Below are 23527 nucleotides of genomic sequence, written 5' to 3' on the forward strand. Positions count from 1 at the left end.
TGCTTACCCAAGCCAATGTGGCGGATAATAATGCTCATGTACTTACCCACTTATTGGACAATTTGAAAGGGCAGTGTTTCGGTGATCGAGGTTACCTTTCCAGTTTGTTTTCCGAGTTTTACCAAAACGGATTGCAAATAATCACTAAGTTACGACGTAAAATGAAAAATATGCTCATGCCGTTAGGGGATAAACTTAAACTCCGCAAAAGAGGACTTATTGAATCTGTCAATGATTTATTGACGTCTATTTTTGATATAGAGCATACTCGACATCGAAGTCCAATCAATGCCCAAATCAACATTCTTGCTGGGCTCATTGCTTATTGTTTTTACCATACTAAGCCCTCAATCGTTATTGCTCCCCAAAAGCACCTATATCCATAACTCACGTTAAAATTACGTAATCTATTTTTACGAACGTTGCTTTCTGACTTGTTTTAGCCAATCTGCTACTCCTTTCCGAATCTGTTTCGCCATTTTTTTTCGGTACCCGTCTTCCAAAATAAGCGCCTCGTCGTCGGGGTGGCTTAAAAACAGCCCTTCTACCAACACGTTGGGGTATTCGGTAGGGCTGTTGAGCGCAAAATTAAAACGACCTACATTGCCGTATTCGGTCAATCCCATTTCCAACAATCGCTCCAAAATGGCTTGACTCAACGGCCTGTATCCAAGGTGTTTATAGTACGTACTTGTTCCTTTGGTTTTGGTGGTATCGCCTGCCGCGTTGTTGTGAATACTAATGAGCAAGTCGGGTTTGAGTTTACGAAGGCTCAGTACGCGGTCGGTGTTATTGATCAGGGAATCATTGTTGCGGGTCATCAGCACCGTTGCCCCCTTACGTTCAAGTTCTTCCTGTAAATGTCGGGCAATGCTGAGATTAAAGTCTTTTTCGTATTGTTTTGACCGCAGTCCCCGAGCGCCTAAGTTGCTACCGCCGTGGCCAGCGTCTACCGCGATGGTCAGGTCACGAAGGCGTAATTTTTCGGGTTGATGCGTAACGCGTATCACCAGCCGACGCCCTTCGTAGCCGATGGCGTAACCCCAATGCTGCGCATGTTGCAGGGAAATAATAACCCGGAATTGGTCATCGGCAACCTGCTCATAATCAATGTTTTTAATCTCTTTAGCTGTGCGAAGTTGCGTAATCCAGTTGGTGTTGGCCGTGACCCCGAAAATGTCCACCACAATTCGCGCTGGATTCATCTCCTGACGGCTGCGGTAGGGCAATCGTTCGGGCAATGGGATGGACACATAATCTTGGCGATTGTCGCCAGATATGCGCCAAGAAGCCGTTAAATATTGTACCGATGGGAGTCGTACGTTGGTATCGCGTTTGGTGAGGGTTTGTGGAATCCACGCCGACAGTTGGTCGGTCAAACGTACCCGATAAAGGTCTTTGTATTTAGCGGTGACTTTGAGCAACACCAGCGAATCGACATACCCCATTTTTGCGCCTCCGAGGCGGTCTTCACCCACCCCATAATTGAGGTAGGCCAATGGGCCTTTGGTGCGGACAAAAAAGGTAGAATCGGATCGAAGTGCCGTGAGGGTGTCGCGGGTTTGGGCCTGTAAAAAAAAAGGAAAACAGGCAATGCACAAAAAACGAAGCATTGGTCTGAAATTACGTGGTGGCTTTGAGAGAAGAATCACGGATAATCAAATGTGTATCCAATTTTTTCGTTTCGAAACGAATCGTCGCTTTCGGGCGCTCAATCAGATCGATTAAAAATTCGGTGGCCAATTGCCCCATCTCATACGCTGGCTGACGAACCGCACTCAGGGCGGGATTGAGCAAATGAGCCGTAATCAAATTGGTAAATCCAACGATGGCGATGTCTTCGGGAATACGCAGCCCTTCTCGCCGAATCAGCGACATGCAAGTGGTAGAAAGGCGGTCGCCAGCCGTAAAAATAGCATCGGGTCGGTTGGGATGGTTAATCAACTCCATTACTGCCTGTTCAACTTCTTCCAAAATCATCCCCCCGTGACTGCAATACTTGATGTAGGAGTCTTCAATGGGGATGTCGTGGTTTTGGAGCGCTTTTTTGTAACCTTCCAGCCGTTCATACGTAATGGAAAGCCACGAAGGACTGGTTAAGTGGGCAATGCGGCGAAAACCCTGTTTAATCAGGTGCTCGGTGGCTTCGTATGCTCCAGCAAAGTTATCGGCGATTACTTTGTGCGTAATGTAATCCTGCGGTACTCGGTCAAAAAAAACAATCGGTAAGCCTTTGGTTTGCAGCTCTTTAAAGTGTTCCAAGTCATTGCTTTCTCCCGAAAGAGAAACCAGAAGCCCGTCTACCCTGCGTTGAGCAAGATATTGTGTGCTGACCAGCTCACGCTCGTAAGATTCGTGGTTTTGCGAAATCACCACATGATACCCACGATTGTAGGCGATGGATTCCATGCCGTTAATGGCCTGCGAAAAGAAATTGTTGGCAATCTCAGGAATAATTACGCCAATCGAACGGCTACGGTTTTCTTTTAAACTCAAGGCAATGGGGTTGGGGCGGTAGTTCATCCGCTCGGCATATTCCATGACCAGTCGCTTGGTTTCGGGGTTAATTTCGTAGCTCCCCCGCAACGCCCTCGATACTGTAGAAGTTGAAAGATTGAGCGCCTTAGCTATATCTTTTATGGTAATTATCTCCACAGTCTTAATTATTGGTTTTGTACAATTTTTTTATTCTGGGTAAAGGATTCTCTTTTGAGAAGTGAAGATACGCCTTTTTGGTAAACAACTCAAAAAAAAACAAGATAAACTCTGTTTCTGACATTTTGGGAACGTTGCCGACAACGATTGCATAAAAAAAGTCAACAAAATATTTGTAATGTACTAAAATTATGGACTAAACTTGAATACTGCAACGACTGAATAGAATGAGGTAAAGCAAATGGATAACAATGCTTTTTATCCAAATTTCTAAAAAAAATTAAAATCAGGAAAATGAAAAACTTCGACTTGACGGGTAAAGTGGCATTGATAACTGGCTGCGACCGAGGAATTGGCTTGGCAATAGCCACTGGTCTCGCCGAAGCGGGGGCCGACATCATCGGGGTGTCGCGGTCAATGCCGTTGCAAGGAAGTGAAATTGAAAAAGCCGTGCATCAATTGGGACGGAAATTCAGCCCCTACGCGGCTGATTTAGGCGACCGCAGTTCATTATACACATTTATCAATCAGGTAAAAAAAGACCATTCTTGCATTGATATTCTCTTCAATAACGCGGGCATTATCCTACGCGAACCAGCGGCTAGCCACCCCGATGAGTATTGGGATAAAGTGCTGTCCATCAACCTAGATGCGCAGTTTATTTTGGCCAGAGAGTTTGGGAAAGAAATGATGGAAAGAGGGTATGGGAAGATTGTCTTCACGGCCTCGTTGCTCACTTTTCAGGGGGGGATAAACGTACCTGGCTATGCGGCGAGCAAAGGGGCGGTAGGGAGTCTCGTAAAAGCCCTCGCCAATGAATGGGCGGGCAGAGGGGTCAACGTCAACGCGATTGCGCCTGGCTACATTTCAACGGATAACACAACCGCGTTGCGGGCCGATGCCGACCGTAGCAAGTCCATTTTAGACCGTATTCCGGCGGGTCGTTGGGGCGAGCCAGATGACTTCAAAGGTCCAGCCGTGTTTTTGGCATCTTCGGCTTCTGACTACGTAAATGGTACGGTTTTGACCGTAGATGGCGGATGGATGGGGCGGTAAATATTTGAAATACAGCGAATTATTTCACATTTAATTAATGAACTCAAATGCAAATAAGACACGAAAGTAGCCGTAAAGAAACGGCCCAGATGAATACCGAAGAGCTTCGCGAAAACTTCTTGATTGAAACACTATTTACACCCAATCAAATCGAATGGGTGTATTCGCATTATGACCGGGTGTTGACTGGCGGTGCAATGCCGCTGGAGAGTACCATTACGCTCGAAACACACGATGCTCTCAAAGCTACCTATTTTCTGGAGCGCCGCGAACTGGGCATTATCAATGTGGGGGGCAAAGGCCGTATCGTGGCCGACGGAGTTACGTTTGAACTGGACAAATTAGGTTGTTTGTACCTAGGGAAAGGTACTCAGAATGTGGTTTTTAGCAGCCAAAATGTAGAGAACCCTGCCCGCTTCTTTTTGTTGTCGTCGCCAGCGCATCATACGTATCCCAATCGGGCTTTTACCAAAGAAGAAGCGTCGCCGGTTAATCTGGGTGCGGTCGAAACGGCCAACCAACGCACCATTTACAAATACATCCACGAAGGCGGTATTCAAAGCTGTCAATTGGTGATGGGATTGACGGTACTCCAAACGGGGAGTGTCTGGAATACGATGCCGGCTCACACGCACGACCGACGCATGGAGGCCTATTGTTACTTTGACGTGCCCGAAAACCACGGGGTGCTGCACCTCATGGGCGAGCCTACACAAACGCGTCATTTGTGGGTAGCCAATCACCAAGCTATCCTTTCACCGCCGTGGTCGATTCACTCGGGCTGCGGTACGTCCAGCTATTCTTTCATCTGGGGAATGGCGGGCGAGAACAAGGATTTTACCGATATGGATTTGCTTCCGATTCCTGCTTTACGATAGTTACTTACACCAATAAACGACCTATTACATGAAAAAACACCTTTTTACCTTATGCTTGTTTCTCGGTTTTGTGCCCTTGGCATGGTCGCAAAATCGGCGGGTAACGGGAACCGTGACCGACGGCGTATCGGGCGAAACCCTACCTGGCGTGAGTATTTTGCTCAAAGGCACCAACGTAGGAACGACCACTTCTGTCGAAGGAAAGTTCTCGATTAACGTTCCCGAAAAAAATGAGGCAGTGCTTATTTTTAGCTTTGTGGGCTACCTCCCCGAAAGCGTCGTAGTGGGCAACCGCTCGGAGGTAAATCTCTCCCTCAATCCCGACCAAAAAATGTTGGAGGAGGTGGTTGTGATTGGGTACGGCGAGGCCATCAATCGCCGCGATTTGACGGGTTCGGTTTCGTCGGTCGGGGCTAAGCAATTGAAAGATATTCCCCTCACCAATGCCGCCGAAGCCCTCACGGGGCGCTTGGCGGGAGTGCGTGTTACCACCTCAGAAGGTGCGCCGGGGGCCGATATTCAAATCCGTATTCGTGGCGGCGGTTCTATTACCCAAGATAATTCACCCATCTATATCGTTGACGGGATTCAGGTTGAAAATGCGCTTTCATTCCTTTCGCCGCAAGATATTGAGACCATTGATGTGCTGAAAGATGCTTCAACGACCGCTATTTATGGCGCACGTGGCGCTAATGGCGTGGTAATTATTACCACAAAGTCGGGCAAAGGTGGCAAAACAACCGTGAGTTATAACGGCTCCGTGGGCGTACGTGAAATATTTAAAAAACTGCCCGTCATGAATCCGTACGATTTTGTACGTTGGCAGTACGAGCGCAGCCGCAACGATGCAGCGGCCGAAAAAAGCTTTTCGGATCAGTACGGTGCTTGGGAAAACCTCAATCAATACAAAACCGTAACCCCGATTGACTGGCAAGAAGAGGTATTTGGGCGGCAGGCCACGTACCAAAACCATAATTTGATTGTCAACGGTGGCAATGCCGCTACCAACTATAATTTAAGTCTTACGGCCAACAAAGAAGACGGTGTATTGTTGGAATCAGGTTTTGACCGGTATTTGGCGACCTTCAAAATGGACCACAAAGCCTCCGAAAAACTGCGGCTTGGATTCAACGTACGCTACCTGAACCAGACTGTCAGCGGAGCAGGTACTACCACAAGCGGGACGAAATCGACCAACCGCCTTCGCCACTCAGTGCAGTATCGTCCGTTGGTTGTTGGGGTGGCTCCAGAAGTAGATGATTTTGATGAAGATCTCTATATATCTTCGGGCAACTTGGTCAATCCCATTCTGATGACGCAGGCCGAATACCGCAAAGCCTACACGAAAGCCATCAACCTGAGCGGCTACGCAAGCTACAGTATTCTGAAAAATCTGACGTTTAAAACCACCATCGGAATTGACAACAATGATGCCCGGAATAACTCATTCTGGAGTAAAATTACGGGAACTGCCCGCAATTTTGCCCGGCAGCCAGTAGCTTCTATTTTTCAACAATCGGCCGTTACCATCAACAATTCAAATACGCTGCAATACAGCAAAAAGTTTGAGTCCAAACACGACTTAAACGTGATTGTAGGGCAGGAAATTTATCAGAATGTCAGCAAAAGTACCACGATTGAAACGCGCTATTTTCCCAGCGATATTTCGGCCGAACAGGCCTTGGCCAACATGGGCCTCGGCTCGCCGCCCACGGGCGCACAGCAGGCGCGGCCTATCTCCAACGAAACGCCTGCCAACCGTCTGTTTTCGTTGTTTGGGCGCGTGAGTTATGGATATAATGATAAATATTTGGCGACGGTTTCGCTGCGTTCCGACCGTTCTTCGAAGTTTAAGTACGCCAACGGAGCGCTCGTTTTTCCTTCGGGAACCGTGGCTTGGCGCTTTACTAAGGAGAATTTTATGAAAGGAAGCAAATTTCTCACCGACGGTAAAGTGCGACTTGGATACGGTGTTGCGGGCAATAACCGCATTGGCGATTTATTGTATCAGCAACTGTACGGCGTCACGGGCGAATACGCCCTCAACCACAGCGTGTTGCCGGGCTATGCGCCGATTGCCTTGGCCAATGAGGACTTGAAATGGGAGTCAAACGTGTCACAAAACGTAGGTTTGGATTTATCATTTTTGAGTAACCGTTTCCAACTTTCCATTGATGCGTACAAAAACAGCGGAAGAAATTTATTGTTGGCCGTGGCTATTCCTCCAACTTCGGGGTATTCGTCGCAAATCAAAAATTTGGGCTCTACTACCAATAAGGGAATCGAAGTACAGCTAAACGCGTACATCATTCAGAAAAAAGACTTTACGTGGAATTCAAACCTGAACATTTCGACCAATAAAAATACGGTGACGGGGCTCGGTACGGTGACCCAATTGACCCGCAACTCAGGCTGGCAAGGCTCCGACGGCACCGATGATTACCTCGTAAAAGTAGGCGAGCCAGTAGGGCTGATGTACGGTTTTGTGACCGACGGATTTTATAAAGTGGATGATTTTACCTTCAATGCAACCACCAATACTTATACCATTAAGCCGGGTATTGCCGTCAATTCTGTCTATGGCACCCCGCAGCCGGGGATGTTGAAATGGAAAGACATTGATGGTGACGGACTTGTCACTGCCGACAAAGACCGCACGGTTATCGGCAATGCCAACCCGAAATTTATCGGTGGCTGGAACAACCAGATTGCGTATAAAAACTTCGATTTGAGCCTGTTTATGAACTGGGTGGTAGGGAATGACATCTACAACGCCAATAAAATTGAAATGACCGACGGGGCGTTTCCAAGCCTAAACATGCTGGAATTTATGAAAGACCGCTGGACCAACATCAACGACCAAGGACAGGTTGTCACTGACCCCACTTCGCTGGCGGCCTTGAATGCCAACGCCACTATTTGGTCGCCAGTGCGCGTTCAGCGTTATTGGTTGCACTCGTGGGCAGTTGAAGATGGTTCGTTTTTAAGAATCAACAACCTCACTGTGGGCTATTCGTTGCCGAGTGAAGTGTTGAAGAAAATCAAACTGTCAAGATTCCGGGCTTTTGCGACGGTCAACAATTTGGCCACGTTGACCAAATACACTGGCTACGACCCCGAAGTAAATACGCGTCGCTCCGATCCACTTACGCAAGGAGTCGATTTTGCAGGCTATCCTCGGGCTAAAACATGGGTTTTGGGAGTGAATTTGACGTTTTAACCTCATCCCTAAATCCCTTCTCCAGAAAGTAGAAGGGACTTTAAAACATCTATAATTTCGATTCAAGATGAAAAATATATTAAAAAAAATAACTGTTTTAGCCATCCCTTTCTTCGTTACGCTGTTGATGGTGAGTGGCTGTAAAGAATATCTCGAAGTGCAGCCCAAATCTCAAATCAGCATTTCGGATGCGTTTGGGAATGTTGCCAACGCCACCAACGCGGTCATCGGAGTGTATGATGAACTCATGGGCGACAATGGCTACGGAATCCGTATCAATATGTATTACCCATACGATTCGGACGAAATGATTGTCTCTGGCAACATTGATAACGGCCGCCGGGGCATTGGTCGTTATCAATTGTTGCTCACCAACGCTGAGCTTCGCAATCCGTTTTTGCAGTTGTATCGGGGTATCGAAAAAGCCAATTTGTGCATCGAACAAATTCCGCAAATGGCTCTTTACGCGAACGGAAGCGACGCCGAAAAGAAAGAATTACGCCGCTTACACGGGGAAGTATTGACCTTGAGGGCACAGTTTTTGTTTGAACTGATTCGTAACTGGGGCGACGTACCTGCCCCGTTTACGCCTGCCTACAAGCAGGAAGATTTGTTTATTCCTCAGGCTGACCGCGACGTGACCTACGCCAAACTCATCGAAGATTTAAAAACAGCCACCGACCTTGTGCCGTGGCGTACCGAAGCGGGCCCTCGCAATGAGCGCATTACGAAAGGAGCCGTGAAGGCGTTGCGGGCTAAACTGGCGATGTTCAGGGGCGGTTACGCCTTGCGCAGCAACGGGAAAATGGAGCGTAATACTGATTATCAAACCTACATCAAAATTGCCCGCGATGAGTGTGCCGACCTCATGGCCAAGCGCGGTGAACATACCCTCAACCCAAGTTTTGAAGATATTTGGCGCAAGCTAACGTCGTTTACGTATGACCCTTTCGGTGAAATTATTTTTGAAGTGGGCGCTGGCGGGTCCAATTCCAACTCCGACAGCCGCATGGGAAATTACAACGGGCCGTCGGTCAATGCCGCTTCTCGCTACGGTACTGGCGGGGGTGGTTTGTTGGTATTACCCAATTATTTCTATGCTTTTGACTCCACCGACACCCGCCGCGACGTAACCACAACGTTGTATGCCGTAGCGGCAACCAATCTCAAATCGCCGCGACGTTTGGGGGAAATCACCGACGGAAAATTCAGAAAAGACTGGCGTGTGCCCTTGCTGCCAGGCACGGCCCTCAACCCTGGCTATAACTGGCCTTTGATTCGCTTTGCGGATGTGTTGCTGATGTTTGCTGAAGCCGAAAACGAACTGAACGGGCCAACGGCCGCCGCCATTTCTGCTTTTGAGGAAGTGCGAAAAAGAGCCTATAAAGGCAACGAAGGCAAAATGGGCAAAACCCCCACCGATAAAGCAGGCTTTTTTGAGGCTATCGTCAACGAACGATACTTAGAATTTGGCAGCGAAGGCATTCGTAAATTTGACTTGATTCGTTGGAATTTATTGACCCAAAAAATTGCCGAAACCCGTCAAAAAATTCAAGATATGAGAGATGCAAAAGGAGCTTATGCAAATGTGCCAAGGTATATTTTCTGGAAAAATAACGGGGAAGAAATCCAGTGGATGAATTCCTTCTATCAGCCCACTGCGCTCACCACGGCCCCTGCGGGATGGACGCGTTTGGATTGGAGACAACACCTGACCACCAATCTCATCGACGGAGTGCAGCTCCACGCAGGAATTGCCCGATTCTTTGTGTCTGGAAAAAGTGAACTTTTCCCGTATGACCAAGCTACGGTAGATGCGTATCAGGGTAAATTGAAGCAAAATCCAGGGTATTAATCCGCAGTTATGCAGTCGCTCGCATCTCGCGAGCGACTGCATAAACAAAAAGAAAAGCCCATGAAAAACAAATCGTTGTTAAGCTTACTGATTACATTTTTGTGTTCATGTCTTCTTTGGGGTTCGGGAAGTTGTAAAATAGCGTTACCGACTTCGACCCCGCAGGAAGTTGTGAAAGATTCGATTGCGGAACGAATGTTGCTCTACCAGCGCAACAACGGCGGCTGGCCTCAGCCGGGAGGCAATGCGATTGATTATAACAAAACATTGCCAGAAGCATTGAAGGCGACGTTGCGTACCGAAAAAAATAACTTAGACGCGACCATCGACGACCAAGCAACTACCCGAGAAATAAAAACCTTGGTTTCAACCTACAAAAAGACCCATAATCTGGCGTATTTGCAGGCTGCCGAAAGAGGGATTAACTATCTCTTGACCGCTCAAAATCCAGCGGGAGGTTGGGGGCAATTTTATCCTGATACGAGTGGCTATCGCAAACATATCACCTTCAACGACAACGCGATGATAGACGTGATGTGGCTCATGAAGTCCATTTCAGAAAGAGTCAATGATTTTGAAAACGTAGATAAATCCCTGATTCCCCGGGCCAAAGTCGCGGTAGAGAAAGGGATAAACTGCATTTTGAAAACCCAATTTATTCAAAAAGGAAAACTCACCGCTTGGGGTGCCCAACACGACCGCACAACCCTCCTGCCTGCCAAAGCGCGAGCTTTTGAGTTGGCTTCTTTGAGCGGAAGTGAAAGCGTAGGAATCGTACGATTTTTGATGTCCGTCGATAATCCGTCGCCTGAAATCAGAAAGGCAATCAATGCCGCCGTGGCGTGGTTGGATGCTTCAAAAATCGTTGGAATCAAAACCCAAGATATTGTAGATGCTACCCAAACCAAAGGCAAAGATAGAATTGTAGTAGCTGACCCCAATTCAACGGTTTGGGCGCGGTTTTATGACCTCGAAACCAACAAGCCGTTTTTTACGGGGCGAGATAGCGTACCGAGAGCGACATTGGCCGAAATTGAGAACGAGCGCCGCGTCGGGTACGCGTATTATGGCACTTGGCCTGCGAAGCTATTGTCAACGGAGTATCCCAACTGGGTACAAAAGTGGGGGAAATAAAAATAACAAAACATGAGAAGTTATCTCTTTTTGAGCCTTATTTTGGTAAACAATTTGTTTGCCCAATCAACCCATAAAAACCTTATTACCGTTGCCCAAGACGGTTCGGGGGATTTTACGACGGTGCAGGCGGCCTTTAATGCGGTGCCTCTCAATAACACAAAGGCGGTTTTAATCCGTATCAAAAAAGGTATTTACAAAGAAAAACTCACCCTCGATTCGACCAAAAATCACGTGACGCTCATGGGCGAAGATGCCCAACATACGGTGCTTACGTACGATGATTATTCGGGCAAAATCAATGCCGAGGGTATCAAGCTTGGCACCACGACCTCAACCTCTACGCGCATTGTTGCCAATGATTTTACGGCCATTGACATTACTTTTGCCAACGCTTCGGGGCCGGTGGGTCAGGCCGTTGCGATGCTTGTTGACGGAGACCGGGCGCGTTTTATAAATTGTCGATTCTTAGGGTTTCAAGATACCCTTTATCCCAAAAGAGAAGGGGCGCGGCAGTATTACAAAAACTGTTATATAGAAGGTACCGTAGATTTTATCTTTGGTTGGGCGATTGCTTATTTCCAACATTGCCGAATCTATTCCAAACTCAAAGGCGGCTATATTACGGCGGCTTCTACGCCTTCGGGACAGGCATTTGGGTATGTATTTAACCAATGCGACTTGGACGGTGAGTCGCCCGAAGCCAGTGTTTATTTGGGGCGCCCGTGGCGAGACTATGCCCAAACCGTTTTTCTAAATTGTAATCTTTCAAAAGTTGTCAAGCCCGAAGGCTGGCACAATTGGGACAAACCCAACGCCGAAAAAACGGCTTTTTATGCCGAATATCAATCCAAAGGTGCGGGGGCAAATCCCGAAAAACGGGTAGCTTGGTCAAAGCAATTATCTGAAAATGATGCTAAAAAATACACTGTTGCGCAGGTGTTGGGCGGCAAAGACCACTGGAATCCAGAAGCGCCTTTGCTTACTTTCGGGTTGACGGGCGTGCGAGATACATCGTTTAACACGAAACGGGCTTTTGCCCAGATTCAGAAACAATTTCCCAACAGTGCAGTGGTGGAAGCTAAAAAGCTTGCTTCGGTCAATGAAGTCTATGACATTGCTTACGCCAATACGGGTACGCGCGATTTGGAATTAGATGTGTTTTATCCAAAAGCCAAAACGACCAAGCCTCGCCCTACGGTTCTCATTATTCACGGGGGAGGCTGGAGGTCGGGCGACCGTTCTCAGCACATACCCTTGGCCCAAAAACTGGCTGAACGTGGATTTGTGGCCGTGACTGTCGAGTACCGACTGTCGACCGAAGCACTGTATCCTGCGGCGGTATATGACCTGAAAGCGGCGGTTCGATGGTTGAGGGCCAATGCTAAAAAATATACCATTGACGTCGACAAAATTGCCGCATTGGGATTTTCGGCGGGCGGGCAGTTAGCGGCCTTGTTGGGCAGCACCAACGGCTTGCCGAAATTTGAAGGGGAGTTGGGCAATGCCGCTTTTTCGAGCAAAATCAACGCCATTGTTGACCTTGACGGTACGTTGGCGTTCATTCATCCCGAATCTGGAGAAGGAGACGACAGCAAGTCTATTTCGGCCGCTACGTATTGGTTTGGCTATAATAAAACCCAAAATCCTGAACTTTGGAACGAGGCGGGGGCGCTACAGCACGTTGACAAAAACACACCGCCTATTTTGTTTATCAATAGTTCGGTCAATAGAATGCACGCTGGCCGCGATGAAATGCGGCGAAAAATGGACGCTTTGGGGCGTTATTCAGAGGTGCACTCTTTTCCAGAAGCCCCGCACACTTTTGTATTGTTTACTCCCTGGTTTGACCCAATGGTGGAGCATATTGTATCTTTTTTGAGAAAGGTGTTATAGTTTCAGCTTCTCAATTTCGCGTTTAATTTCTTTTACGCCTGTTTCAAGTTGGGTATTGACGTGGTTTAAAAGTAGCTGTAAACTTTCAGCTTCTGGTTGCTTACGGGCTTGGTTTTCAATTTCGGCCATTGTTTTTTCCAAATCTGTGAGTCCTACCATCCCGAGGCTAGGTTTTAACCGGTGTGCCAACTTGCTCAAAGTCACCCAGTCGTTGGTATTTATTAATGCCTGAAATTCTGAAAAATCGGGTAGTGCATCGGTCAGAAAAGTTTCCATCATATCCAGAATGTACTCATTGTCGTCGCCGTACAATTCTTTGAGGCGAGAGAAATCGAGAAGCGTAGATGTTGGCTCAGGGAGAGAAACTGGGGTGGGTGTAGGTAGGTTTTCTACTTTGAGGAACTTTTGAATAACACTTAACAGCTGCGAGGGAGTAAATGGCTTGGTGATAAAATCATTCATTCCGACCGATTTCGTCTTGTTTTTCTGGTCTATCATTGCCGAGGCGGTAAGGGCAACAATGGGCGTATTTTGGTTGAGATTATTTGTATTTCGAATGGTCAACGTTGCTTCGTAGCCGTCCATATTTGGCATTTGAATATCCATCAGAATAATATCGAAATGCTGTTTATGGGCTTGTTCCACCGCTTTTCTGCCGTCAATGGCGATGGTAAACGGAATATTCCATTTGTTGAGCAAGCCGCTGATGTAGCGTTGGTTCATGATGTTATCTTCCACAACGAGCAAGTTGCACAGCTCTAAATTGGCGGTGCCATCTTCAATTGTATAGTCGTTTTTAACAATCTCAGTGTCGGATTTTTGAAAGGGCAGGGTAAACGTAAAAGTGGTTCCTTCTCCTTCGTAGCTTTTTACCGTTAGGGTACCGCCTTGCAATTCAACGAGTTGTTTGGTAATAGATAGCCCCAGGCCAGTGCCCTTGTGTTTGTGTCCTTGTGGGTTGACTTGCTTAAATTTCTGAAAAATTAATTCCAATTTTTCTTTCGGAATGCCGATGCCCGTGTCGGCTATTTTAAACTCAATCCAGCAGGTTTCATTGTCTTCTTTCTTGAGTTTTACCGTCATTTCAATCGTTCCTTCTTCCGTAAATTTCTCGGCATTGCCAATGATATTGAGCAGGATTTGATTCAACATTACATCGTCGCCCAGATAGTTGCCCGAAATACGGCCGTCAATCATTAAATCCAACTCAATGGGGCGGTTTTCCAGCTTGATTTGAAATACCCGTTGGGTAGTTCTTAGAAGACCCACTAAATCAAATGGATGGTTCTGAACTTCGATGCGTCCAGCTTCAATTTTTGCCATGTCAAGTAAATCTGAGATAAGACTGTGTAGAAAATCAGCCGATGATTTAAGAATATCAAGGTACTCGTACTGCTGTTTGCTGGGGCGGGTGTCAAATAATAAGTGGGTCATTCCAATGATGGCATTGAGCGGAGTACGAATTTCGTGGCTCATATTTGCCAAAAACTGTTTTTCAGCCTGACGCGCTTCTTCCGCAATTTCTTTGGCGAGGGCGAGTTCTTGTTCTAGGTGTTTTCGTGCTGAAATATCGTAGTGGATTCCCATAGAACCAACTATGTTGCCGTGCTCGTCCATGATGGGCGCACCACTGAGAATGACCCAGATGCGGCTTCCGTCTTTTTTCATCATTTGAACTTCGTACGACGTTGCCCTACCCTCGCTTCTTATCGACTGATGCTGCTCAAATATTCCGCGAAATTCGGGCGGCAAGAATAAATCAGATGCCCCTTTGCCGATGAGTTCCTCTTCTGTGTAGCCCATCATCAGACAGAAGCGGTCGTAGGCCCGGACAATGCGGTCCTCCTTGTCTACTTCAATGAGGCCGAGCTCCATGTTGTTCATGATGCCCCGGTATTTTTCTTCGCTTTTTCGAATTTGTTCTCTGGCCAGAAACTGCTCGGTTACATCGGCATATTTCCAAAGGTGCCCTCGGTATTGACCTTCCAAAAAAATCGGAATATAGTCGCGTTCAAGAATGCGACCATTGACCATGTGTAATTCTTCATTGATGCAGATTTCTTGTTTGGCCAGCAAATCGTTGATTTGTTTGGCGAATTCTTCTGGATTTATGAATAGGTATTTTGATTGTTCAGCTGATTGCGAGCAATCGATCCCGATTAACGTTTCGGCGGGGGCGGGAATCTCAAAAAGGTCGCAAAATAATTGATTGACCAGAATAATTTTGCGGTTTTCGTCTTCTACCAAGACGCCTTTTTGCAGATTGGTGATAAGGGTTGATAAACGAGTTTGGGTAGTGCGGAGGGCATCGTCGGTGGCGACCTGTTCGGTAATGTCGCGTGCTACTGCAACCAGCTCCACTACGTTTCCTTCAATTTCGATGAGCCGCACCGTTTGCCCAATCCAAGCAATTTCGCCATTTTTTTTGTAGACTGGGAAGTCATTATAGGTGCTTTCTTTTTGAAAGTGCACCATTTCCCAATAAAAATTGACAAGTTTCTCACGGTATTCAGGCACCACCAGTTCGGTAAAATGATGCCCGATGATTTCGTCAGGGCAGTACCCCAGACGTTGTTCAACCACGGGGTTCACAAACGTAAAATATCCCGTAGGTGAAATTTTATAGATAATATCCTGCACAGACTCAATGAGCTGTCGGTATCTTTTTTCACTTTTTTGAAGTTTGGCGCCACCTTCAATTACCTGTTGTTCAAGGTTTTCGTTGAGGAGCCGCAGTTGTTCATTGACTTGATAGAGTTGTAAAGCTTTTTCTTCCAGAATTGCCTCGGCTTGCAGGCGAGCTTTGCGTTCCCGTTCTACCCGTCTTTGTAAAATTTCGATGTCTTGCATACTACTTTTCAATCACAAATTTTATCTGACTACCGTCTTCTTGTAGAAGTTCCTGCGTTATCGTTGCCGTTTCTCCGTAGTGCTTCATTGCGCCCTCAATAAGGCCATACGCCAAATCTCCCATGCTTCTGACAGACGAGTAGTGCATTACTAAGGTATTTGCATTGGGTTGTTCTATGTCAAAATGGGGCAGTTCTGCATCCGGGTACAGCTTTCGTACTTCAACATGGATGTAATTGTGAATAGAACCCAGAAAGGAAAAAGCATCGGGGGCTTCGTCAATCAGATGACTGTATATTTTTGTGAAACGTTGAAACAGGTAGCGACCAAAAGTCCTCAATAGCTGTGAAATGGGGGTTTTGGTTCTCATATTCAGGGTTACAAGCAGGTTTACCATTTCTTGGTGATTGTAAGTGCCGATGCTTGTGTAGATGCCTCCTGAAGGTAATTCCGACTCGTTGAGTAATGTGTCAACCATTTCATAACCGAAGTTTTGCTCAACCATGTCGAGAAACTCGGTAAATACTATGCCTTTCATAACGTATATGAGTATGTAAATTAAGGTACTATATTGAACTGAAATAAGACCAAAAGTTATGCATTTTTTTTAACATTCATGATAAACCCCAAAACTAGTGCCGGAATCGTGGGTAAAAGCATTTTTTTTATTACTTTAGAAAAAGAGCGAAAAAATGATAATTACCACTTCTTTTTAACCGATTTAAGACATGAAAAGAGCCAGCCTCCTCCTCTTTGGGTTTCTATATCTAATAAGTATTGTATCAAATGGCCAAAATACAGGCCATCTTCTGTTTATAGGAACCTATACTTCCAAAGCCAGTGAGGGGATTTATGTCTATCAGTTTAATTCCAAAACGGGAGACCTTACTCCCGTAACGATTGGAAAAGGGGTTAAAAATCCATCTTTTCTGGCATTTTCACCCGACCAACGTTTTGTGTATTCTGTGGCAGAAATGAGCGGAGGGGCGGTAAGTGCCTTTTCATTTGACAAGCAATCGCAAAGTTTGATTTTACTAAACACGCAGTCGGCGGGTGGGGTAGGGCCATGCCATATAACGGTTGATAAAACTGGGAAATGGGTTATTGTTGGTAATTATGGCGGTGGGAGTCTGAGCGTACTGCCCATTCAGGCCGACGGTTCGGTTGGGAAGCCCGTCCAGACCATACAGCACGAAGGCAAAAGCGTAAATACAGAACGCCAAGAAAAACCGCACGTTCACTCTATCAATATCGCCCCCAACAACCGTGACGTGTTTGTTCCTGATTTAGGAACCGACAAAATCATGACTTATACGCTGAACGCAGAAACGGGCCAACTGACCCCCGGAAATCCTGCTTTTACGGCTACCACTCCTGGCGCTGGCCCCCGGCATTTTACGTTTCATCCCAATGGGAAGTTTGCGTACGTGATTCAGGAGTTGGATGCCACCGTGACGGGCTTTAACTACAAAGAGGGCAAATTGGCGCCTTTCCAGACGATTACGACCCTCCCCGACGACTACGCTGGCCGCAAGTGGTGCGCAGATATTCACATTTCTCCCGATGGTAAATTTTTGTATGGCTCCAACCGCACGCACGAAAGTTTGGTGATTTACAGCATTAATCAAAAAACGGGACAATTGACCTACGTAGGCCATCAAAATGTACTGGGAAAAACCCCCCGTAATTTTATGATTGACCCCACTGGCAAATGGATTTTGGTAGCCAATCAAGACAGCGACAACGTGGTGGTGTTTAGCCGTGACACTAAAACGGGAAAACTGACCCCCACAGGAAAGGAAATCAAGGTTTCGATGCCCGTTTGTTTGAAATTAATGAAGTAAAAAAGGATTTTGACCTGCTATATCTTTCATGAATCGTCGCGATTTTATTCAAAAAAATACCTTGTTGGGCTTGGGTGCGGTTGGTGTACCTTTGGCTGGTACTCAACTAAATAAAGCCGATGATACGGCCCGACTGTATTGGGCCAAATTGTTGTATAAAATTGCCGAGCCTGTGCTCAAAAATCTGGCAGAAGGTACGTTGGTGAAAAATTGGAAAGTTGAATACAGCCCCGCTTGGGACAACCGAAACGCAAAAGTAGCCTACTTAGAGGGTTTTGCCCGAACCATCGTAGGCGTAGCTCCGTGGCTTGCGCTACCCGACGACACTACCGAAGAAGGGCAACTGCGCAAAAAAATGCGGGGCTATGCCCTTAAAAGCATCGAAAACAGCGTGAACCCATCGCACCCTGATTATATGCTTTGGAGAAAAGAGGGGCAGACATTGGTCGATGCGGCGTTTCTGGCACAAGCCCTCATTAAAGCCCCCGATGCACTCTGGAAACCACTGGATAATGTTACCCAAAAACGAGTCATTGAGGAATTTAAGTTATTGCGTCGAGTGGTTCCGCCCAACAATAACTGGGTCTTGTTTGCGGCCATCGTGGAAGCTTTTTTGCTATCTATCGGTGAAGAAGCCGACCGTTACCGCATCGAATTCGGCGTTCGAAAAATCGAAGATTGGTACGTAGGTGATGGCTGGTTTAAGGACGGTGAAGTCTTTCACACCGATTATTACAACTCCTTCGTAATTCAGCCTATGATGGTCGATGTACTGCAAACATGGCTGGAAGCCAACAAACGACAATCGCCTATGGGCAACCATAAGGCATTGCAGGAACGTTATGGGGTGGCGGTCAAGCGAATGCAACGGCACGCCGATTTTTTGGAAAGATTAATATCCCCAGAAGGTTCTTTTCCTGCCTTTGGTCGTAGCGTAACGTATCGTTTGGGGGCGTTTCAGGCGTTGACCCATGCGGCCTTGATTCATCAATTGCCCGAAGGGGTTAGCCCAGCTCAGGTGCGCTGTGCGCTCACAGCGGTCATGAAACGGATGTTTGCGCAGGAAGGAATTTTTGACAAAGATGGCTGGCTTACGCTGGGTTTTGCGGGGCACCAACCCAATATTGCCGATTCATATTCCAACGCGGGAAGCATGTATTTGACCACTTTAGGATTTATTCCGTTGGGTTTACCCGCCACCGACCCATTCTGGAGCGACCCCGACGCCGAATGGACGCAGCAAAAGGCGTGGTCGGGAAAACCGTTCAAAAAAGACTACGCCGTAGGCTATTAATCTTCGTTATAAATAAGGCACAACCGTTTCAAGCCCCATTCCCCGCGAGCCTTTGATAAGCACGTGGGTATTGGTTTGCGGATGGTCTACAATCCAATTGTGTAACGAAAATTTATCGGGGAAATAGTAGGCTTTGGGTAGCGCTGGCAGGGCGTCCTGCATGAGTTTTCCCGCCAAAATCACCACGTCGAATTGTTGTTGTGCCACTAATTTCCCCAAAGCAAGGTGTTCTTGGGCTGATTCTTCGCCGAGTTCGAGCATATCGCCCAAAATCACCATTTTCCGCTCTGCCTTCAGTCGTCCAAAGTTTTCAACCGCCGCTGACATCGACGATGGATTGGCGTTGTAGGCATCCATAAGTATGGTGTTAGTGCCTTTTTGGATGATTTGAGAGCGGTTGTTGGTGGGATTATACTCCGCTACCGCTTTGTTGGCCAATGCATTGGAAACCCCAAAATGCGTACCGATGGCCATCGCCACGGCGATGTTTTCAAAGTTATACTTTCCCGTCAGGTGAGTTTGTATTTGATTCCCTTCGGCATCACGATACTTTACCAACGGCGAATCTTCGAGCAGAACGGGGGCTGCATCGCCCGTTAAATACGTGATTTTTTTTGCGAAAGAGCGTTGGGCGGCCATGTCCACGAGCGTAGGATTAGCCCCGTTGATAAACACCGTACCTGCCGATTGAGACAACCAATCATACAGCTCTCCTTTTCCGATTTTGACGCCTTCTATTCCGCCAAAACCTTCCAAATGGGCTTTGCCTATGTTGGTAATCAGGCCGTGAGTCGGTTGGGAAATGCTGCTCAAAAGTGCAATCTCTTTTTGGTGGTTGGCCCCCATTTCCACCACGGCTATTTCGTAGCTATCGTCGATGGCCAAGAGGGTAAGCGGTACGCCGATATGATTGTTGAGATTACCTTTGGTGGCGTAGGTTCTGAATTTTTTGGACAATACCGCCGCAATCAACTCTTTGGTGGTGGTTTTTCCGTTGGAGCCAGTCAGGCCAATCACTGGAATGGATAATTGGCGTCGGTGAAAAGCGGCCAATTGTTGGAGCGCTTCCAGACTATTATCCACCAACAGATAACGGTTATCCACAGCTATCTCGGGGTTATCCACAATTGCGTACTTTGCGCCCTTTTCAAGTGCGTCTTTGGCGTATGCATTGCCGTCAAACTTGTCGCCACGCAGGGCGACAAACAAACATCCTTCGGTAATTTGACGGGTATCGGTCGATACACCCGTACAGGTGCGAAAAAAATCGTGGAGTTGAGGAATGGTCATTCTAATTCTAAGCGGTAGTGTGTATTGAGGATTGGGCAGTTAGAGACGCTTTCTAGAGGCTATTGCTCTTTGCTCCATATTTCATAAATCTTGGCGCCAGCGCTGCTCAGGCCGCTATGGTGCCAGTCTTTGCCGTCTTTAAGCTCATAATCAAAACTCAGCGAAGCCCCAACGCGGTTGTTGTCGCGGCTGAAAAAATCAATGGTTTCGGTGTATTTCCCATCTTTGATGGTGTAGGTTCCACCGCCCGTTCCCGAAAACTGCTTGGTCTCAGGATTGATGGCTACCCACTGAAAACGGGTGCCAGTGAGCATTTTGAGGGTTTTTCGTGCGCCGCGCTGCATGGGGCTGATTTTGTTGTCGTTGCCCATACGGCCCGTAATACGGTAGACAGCGGCAGCGGGGGTATTGGCATCATCTACCTGTTGCCATTCGCCCAAGCCCTCAACTGAAAACTTATTGCCTGAAAAATTAATTTTAAAACTCAACGCCTTACCCACTTTGGAAGTATCCACCGAATTGAACTCACTTTTGTAGGTCAGCGTACCGTCGGTGAGGTTGTAAACTCCCCCTTCTGTGTATAAAAATTCTTTTTCTTGGTAACGTGAAATCATTAGGTAATTGTCCGAGCAAATTAACATCGTCGTTTTTCCATCAGGAGAAGTTTGTTTCCATGCACCCTTGATCTGGCCCAATGCCTGTACTGCAAATAAAAGACCTAAAACAACAATTTGCGATAGGTAAAATAGCTTTTTCATATTTGGACAAGGTTTCGTTTTTTAAGCAAATTTAAGCCAAAACCCCGCAAAAACAATAAAGCAGCCCATCGGGATGAGCTGCTTTATGAGTCAATCTATTTTTCACCTTTAAACGTTCATCAGCGATTCGCGGCGGCGCATCTTGCCGGCCGGAATACCAAACATCATTTTGAAGCGACGGCAGAAATAGGCAGTATCTTTGTAGCCCACTTCGGCACCGATGGCCCGAATGCTTTTCTTTGACGTACGGAGCAGCGTTACGGCTTCTTCCATGCGTTGGTATTCAATATAATCCTGCGGATTGATACCCGTCAGCATTTTAAAGTATTGTCCTACGTAATCTTCTGAAACGTTGGCGACGTTGGCCAACACTTTGTTGGATAAATCACCCCCTAAATTATCTTTGATGTAGGCAAAAATATCAATCAAGCGTGGGTCTTTGAAATAAGTACTGTTGGTCACCAATTGCTCCACAAACAGCTTGTTCTTCAAAATATACCTAATGACCTCAATGGCTAGCTCTTCGGTCTTAATTTTGATGATACGACCGCGCCCTGGAGTCTCGTTAAAATCTTCCTGAAGAATCTCGCCGATGAGGCGTCCCAGATAAGAGTTGTTCTTGATGATGAAAGGAGGAATGTCCAACGACGTAAAGAAGTTGACTGAATCAAACACTTTGGCATCAAACGCAACTAAACCAAACGAGTGAGGAATTTTTCCAACCTGAGTGGCATCGCGCAAACTGTCGAAATACAACTCACGACGCGTCAGGAATTCTTCGTTGCTGACCACTTTGGGTTGCACGTTGTCGCCGCTGCTGTAGGTAACGGTCGCGTGTTTTCCGCCTGGGATGAACAGCATATCGCCGACTTCGATTTTTTCGTTGGCAAACAATACCTCTCCATCATAGAGGATCATCAACGAGTTTTCGACGTCGTAAAAGTTTTTAATTGTGATGGTTTGCAGCATACGGATGTGACGAGCCTTGATAAACTTCACTCCGAGCGATTCGATGATTTTATTATAATCTTCCATTGGGTAATGGTTAAGTGCGTTGCTTGTATTCTTACGAAAAACGGATATTCTTTAAAATTTGTACAAAACTAATAATTGTACAAAACTAATACAAGTGTGGAATTTTTTTCAATATAAAAAAAAGTACACGAATCCTGCAAGAAAACGCATACTTTTTTTTACAAAAACAGTAAAAATTGGATTATTTGGGCTTTTTGCCCCAATAAGGCTATTGAGAAATTTTGTATTTCAGGGGTACTTTTTTTGAAAAATATTTTTTTTAAAGAAAGAATCGTAGGAATGAACGGGGCATTTTGCGTTTTGCTCGAATCTTTCCTTAATCCAAATAATGGGGTTTTAGGGTTTGTGATGCTTTGGAAAAAAAGACATTGCTTGGGTATGAAATGTACCAGCCCATTTTTTTAGAAAACAGAATTTTGATGTAGCAGGGGAGAGGAAATAAAATCAGGCTTAAAGGTTGGGGTGCGGGATGACGATTCCCGTAGGGGAGAGGCGAAGCGTTTTGAGGAATAAATAAAGCGGGCCGACACCCGCTTTATTTATTTGATAATTTTCGGTTTTACCGGATTAGCTCTCGGGCAATGACCAATTTTTGTATTTCAGAAGTGCCTTCATAAATCTGCGTAATCTTTGCGTCGCGCATCATGCGCTCTACGTGGTATTCTTTGACATAACCGTACCCACCATGAATCTGCACGGCTTCAGTAGTGGCCCACATGGCTACATCAGACGCAAAAAGCTTGGCCATGGCGGCGGCTTCTACATAGTCTTTGTGTTCGTCTTTGAGGCGAGCAGCTTTATATACCAATAAGCGCGCCGCTTCTATTTTGGTAGCCATTTCTGCGAGTTTGAATTGAATGGCTTGGTGCTCAAAAATGGGCTTTCCAAAGGCTTTTCGTTCTTGGGCGTATTTCAACGAAAGCTCAAAAGCTCCCGCCGCGATACCCAACGCCTGGGCGGCAATTCCGATTCGGCCGCCGTTGAGGGTGCTCATCGCAAATTTAAACCCGAAACCATCCGCACCAATGCGGTTTTCTTTGGGGACTTTCACATCACTAAACATGAGCGAATGCGTATCTGAGGCACGGATGCCCATTTTGTCTTCTTTTTTTCCGACCGCAAATCCATCCCAACCTTTTTCTACAATCAGACAGTTGATGCCTTTGTGTTTGAGTTCAGGGTGGGTTTGGGCAATCACTAAACAAACCGACGAAATGCCGCCGTTGGTAATCCAGTTTTTGGTGCCGTTGACGAGGTAATAATCCCCTTTATCTTCGGCGGTGGTGTGTTGGGAGGTGGCATCAGAGCCCGCTTCGGGTTCAGAAAGACAAAAAGCTCCGACTATTTCGCCCGAGGCCAATCGGGTGAGGTATTTCTGTTTTTGTTCTTCGGTACCGTAGGCTTCCAAGCCGTAGCAAACTAACGAGTTATTAACCGAAACCATCACCGAGGCGGAGGCGTCTACTTTAGAAAGCTCCTCCATCGCTAGTACGTACGATACCGTGTCCATGCCGCCACCGCCGTATTCTGGCGAGACCATCATGCCCATAAACCCTAACTCGCCCATGCGTTTAAGGAGTTTAGGGTCAAATTTTTGTTCGTTATCGCGCTCTAAAATGCCCGGTAGAAGTTCGTTTTGGGCAAAATCACGCGCGGCTTCTTTTACCGCCAAATGTTCTTCGGAAAGGTTGAAGTTCAGACCTTCTAAAAGGGTGTCTTTGAATGCCATAATGAAGTGTATGAGTTTTCTTGACTTTTGCCC

General features: G+C 46.6%; 17 protein-coding genes. 9 read left to right on the forward strand and 8 right to left on the reverse strand.

What is annotated here, in order from left to right:
- Nucleotides 1-386 (forward strand): transposase (locus tag DVG78_RS03135; RefSeq protein ID WP_147276975.1); only part of this gene is annotated, 386 nt, incomplete at its 5' end.
- A 27-nt stretch (nucleotides 387-413) separates the two neighbouring features.
- Here the strand turns inward: DVG78_RS03135 and DVG78_RS03140 are convergent.
- On the reverse strand, nucleotides 414-1613 hold the full coding sequence (locus tag DVG78_RS03140) for an N-acetylmuramoyl-L-alanine amidase family protein (RefSeq protein ID WP_114459627.1): 1200 nt from the start codon (nucleotides 1611-1613) through the stop codon (nucleotides 414-416).
- A 10-nt stretch (nucleotides 1614-1623) separates the two neighbouring features.
- Complete coding sequence (locus DVG78_RS03145; protein WP_114459628.1) at nucleotides 1624-2655, reverse strand: LacI family DNA-binding transcriptional regulator; 1032 nt, start codon at nucleotides 2653-2655, stop codon at nucleotides 1624-1626.
- 294 nt (nucleotides 2656-2949) lie between these two features.
- Between DVG78_RS03145 and DVG78_RS03150 the strand changes: the two genes are divergently transcribed.
- The 6 genes from DVG78_RS03150 to DVG78_RS03175 all read left to right on the forward strand — a co-directional run bounded on the left by DVG78_RS03150 (nucleotide 2950) and on the right by DVG78_RS03175 (nucleotide 12694).
- Nucleotides 2950-3711, forward strand: coding sequence for an SDR family oxidoreductase (locus DVG78_RS03150; protein ID WP_199563188.1), 762 nt, complete (start codon nucleotides 2950-2952; stop codon nucleotides 3709-3711).
- A gap of 47 nt (nucleotides 3712-3758) precedes the next feature.
- A complete protein-coding gene (gene kduI / locus DVG78_RS03155) occupies nucleotides 3759-4589 on the forward strand; it encodes a 5-dehydro-4-deoxy-D-glucuronate isomerase (RefSeq protein WP_114459630.1) in 831 nt (276 codons plus the stop codon).
- A 28-nt stretch (nucleotides 4590-4617) separates the two neighbouring features.
- On the forward strand, nucleotides 4618-7809 hold the full coding sequence (locus DVG78_RS03160; protein ID WP_114459631.1) for a SusC/RagA family TonB-linked outer membrane protein: 3192 nt from the start codon (nucleotides 4618-4620) through the stop codon (nucleotides 7807-7809).
- Between the two features lie 67 nt (nucleotides 7810-7876).
- Nucleotides 7877-9664 carry a RagB/SusD family nutrient uptake outer membrane protein gene (locus DVG78_RS03165; protein WP_114459632.1) on the forward strand — a complete coding sequence of 596 codons (1788 nt, stop codon included), beginning with the start codon at nucleotides 7877-7879 and terminating at the stop codon, nucleotides 9662-9664.
- A gap of 60 nt (nucleotides 9665-9724) precedes the next feature.
- Nucleotides 9725-10798, forward strand: coding sequence for a pectate lyase (pelA, locus tag DVG78_RS03170; protein WP_114460017.1), 1074 nt, complete (start codon nucleotides 9725-9727; stop codon nucleotides 10796-10798).
- A gap of 12 nt (nucleotides 10799-10810) precedes the next feature.
- On the forward strand, nucleotides 10811-12694 hold the full coding sequence (locus DVG78_RS03175) for a pectinesterase family protein (RefSeq protein ID WP_114459633.1): 1884 nt from the start codon (nucleotides 10811-10813) through the stop codon (nucleotides 12692-12694).
- Here DVG78_RS03175 and DVG78_RS03180 read toward each other — a convergent pair.
- Nucleotides 12689-15544 (reverse strand): PAS domain S-box protein, encoded by a 2856-nt coding sequence (locus tag DVG78_RS03180; protein WP_114459634.1) that lies wholly within the window; start codon nucleotides 15542-15544, stop codon nucleotides 12689-12691. The two genes, DVG78_RS03175 and DVG78_RS03180, sit on opposite strands and share 6 nt — an antisense overlap.
- Nucleotide 15545: 1 nt before the next feature.
- Entirely contained in the window at nucleotides 15546-16082 is a 537-nt protein-coding gene (locus DVG78_RS03185; RefSeq protein WP_114459635.1) for a heme NO-binding domain-containing protein, read from the reverse strand.
- 190 nt (nucleotides 16083-16272) lie between these two features.
- Here DVG78_RS03185 and DVG78_RS03190 point away from each other — a divergent pair, with 190 nt between their 5' ends.
- Nucleotides 16273-17388 (forward strand): lactonase family protein, encoded by a 1116-nt coding sequence (locus DVG78_RS03190; protein ID WP_114459636.1) that lies wholly within the window; start codon nucleotides 16273-16275, stop codon nucleotides 17386-17388.
- A gap of 28 nt (nucleotides 17389-17416) precedes the next feature.
- A complete protein-coding gene (locus tag DVG78_RS03195; RefSeq protein WP_114459637.1) occupies nucleotides 17417-18682 on the forward strand; it encodes a DUF2264 domain-containing protein in 1266 nt (421 codons plus the stop codon).
- 6 nt (nucleotides 18683-18688) lie between these two features.
- Here DVG78_RS03195 and DVG78_RS03200 read toward each other — a convergent pair whose 3' ends face one another.
- The 4 genes from DVG78_RS03200 to DVG78_RS03215 form a co-directional block, all read right to left on the reverse strand.
- On the reverse strand, nucleotides 18689-19972 hold the full coding sequence (locus tag DVG78_RS03200) for a UDP-N-acetylmuramoyl-tripeptide--D-alanyl-D-alanine ligase (protein ID WP_114459638.1): 1284 nt from the start codon (nucleotides 19970-19972) through the stop codon (nucleotides 18689-18691).
- A gap of 59 nt (nucleotides 19973-20031) precedes the next feature.
- Nucleotides 20032-20730 (reverse strand): membrane or secreted protein, encoded by a 699-nt coding sequence (locus DVG78_RS03205; protein WP_229598119.1) that lies wholly within the window; start codon nucleotides 20728-20730, stop codon nucleotides 20032-20034.
- A 108-nt stretch (nucleotides 20731-20838) separates the two neighbouring features.
- Nucleotides 20839-21765 carry an AraC family transcriptional regulator gene (locus DVG78_RS03210; RefSeq protein WP_114068635.1) on the reverse strand — a complete coding sequence of 309 codons (927 nt, stop codon included), beginning with the start codon at nucleotides 21763-21765 and terminating at the stop codon, nucleotides 20839-20841.
- Between the two features lie 559 nt (nucleotides 21766-22324).
- The gene (locus DVG78_RS03215; protein WP_199563200.1) at nucleotides 22325-23464 is read right to left on the reverse strand and encodes an acyl-CoA dehydrogenase; all 1140 of its coding nucleotides are present in this window, start codon (nucleotides 23462-23464) and stop codon (nucleotides 22325-22327) included.
- Between the last annotated feature and the right edge of the window lie 63 nt (nucleotides 23465-23527).

This window comes from Runella aurantiaca (assembly GCF_003339505.1).
Lineage (GTDB): Bacteria > Bacteroidota > Bacteroidia > Cytophagales > Spirosomataceae > Runella > Runella aurantiaca.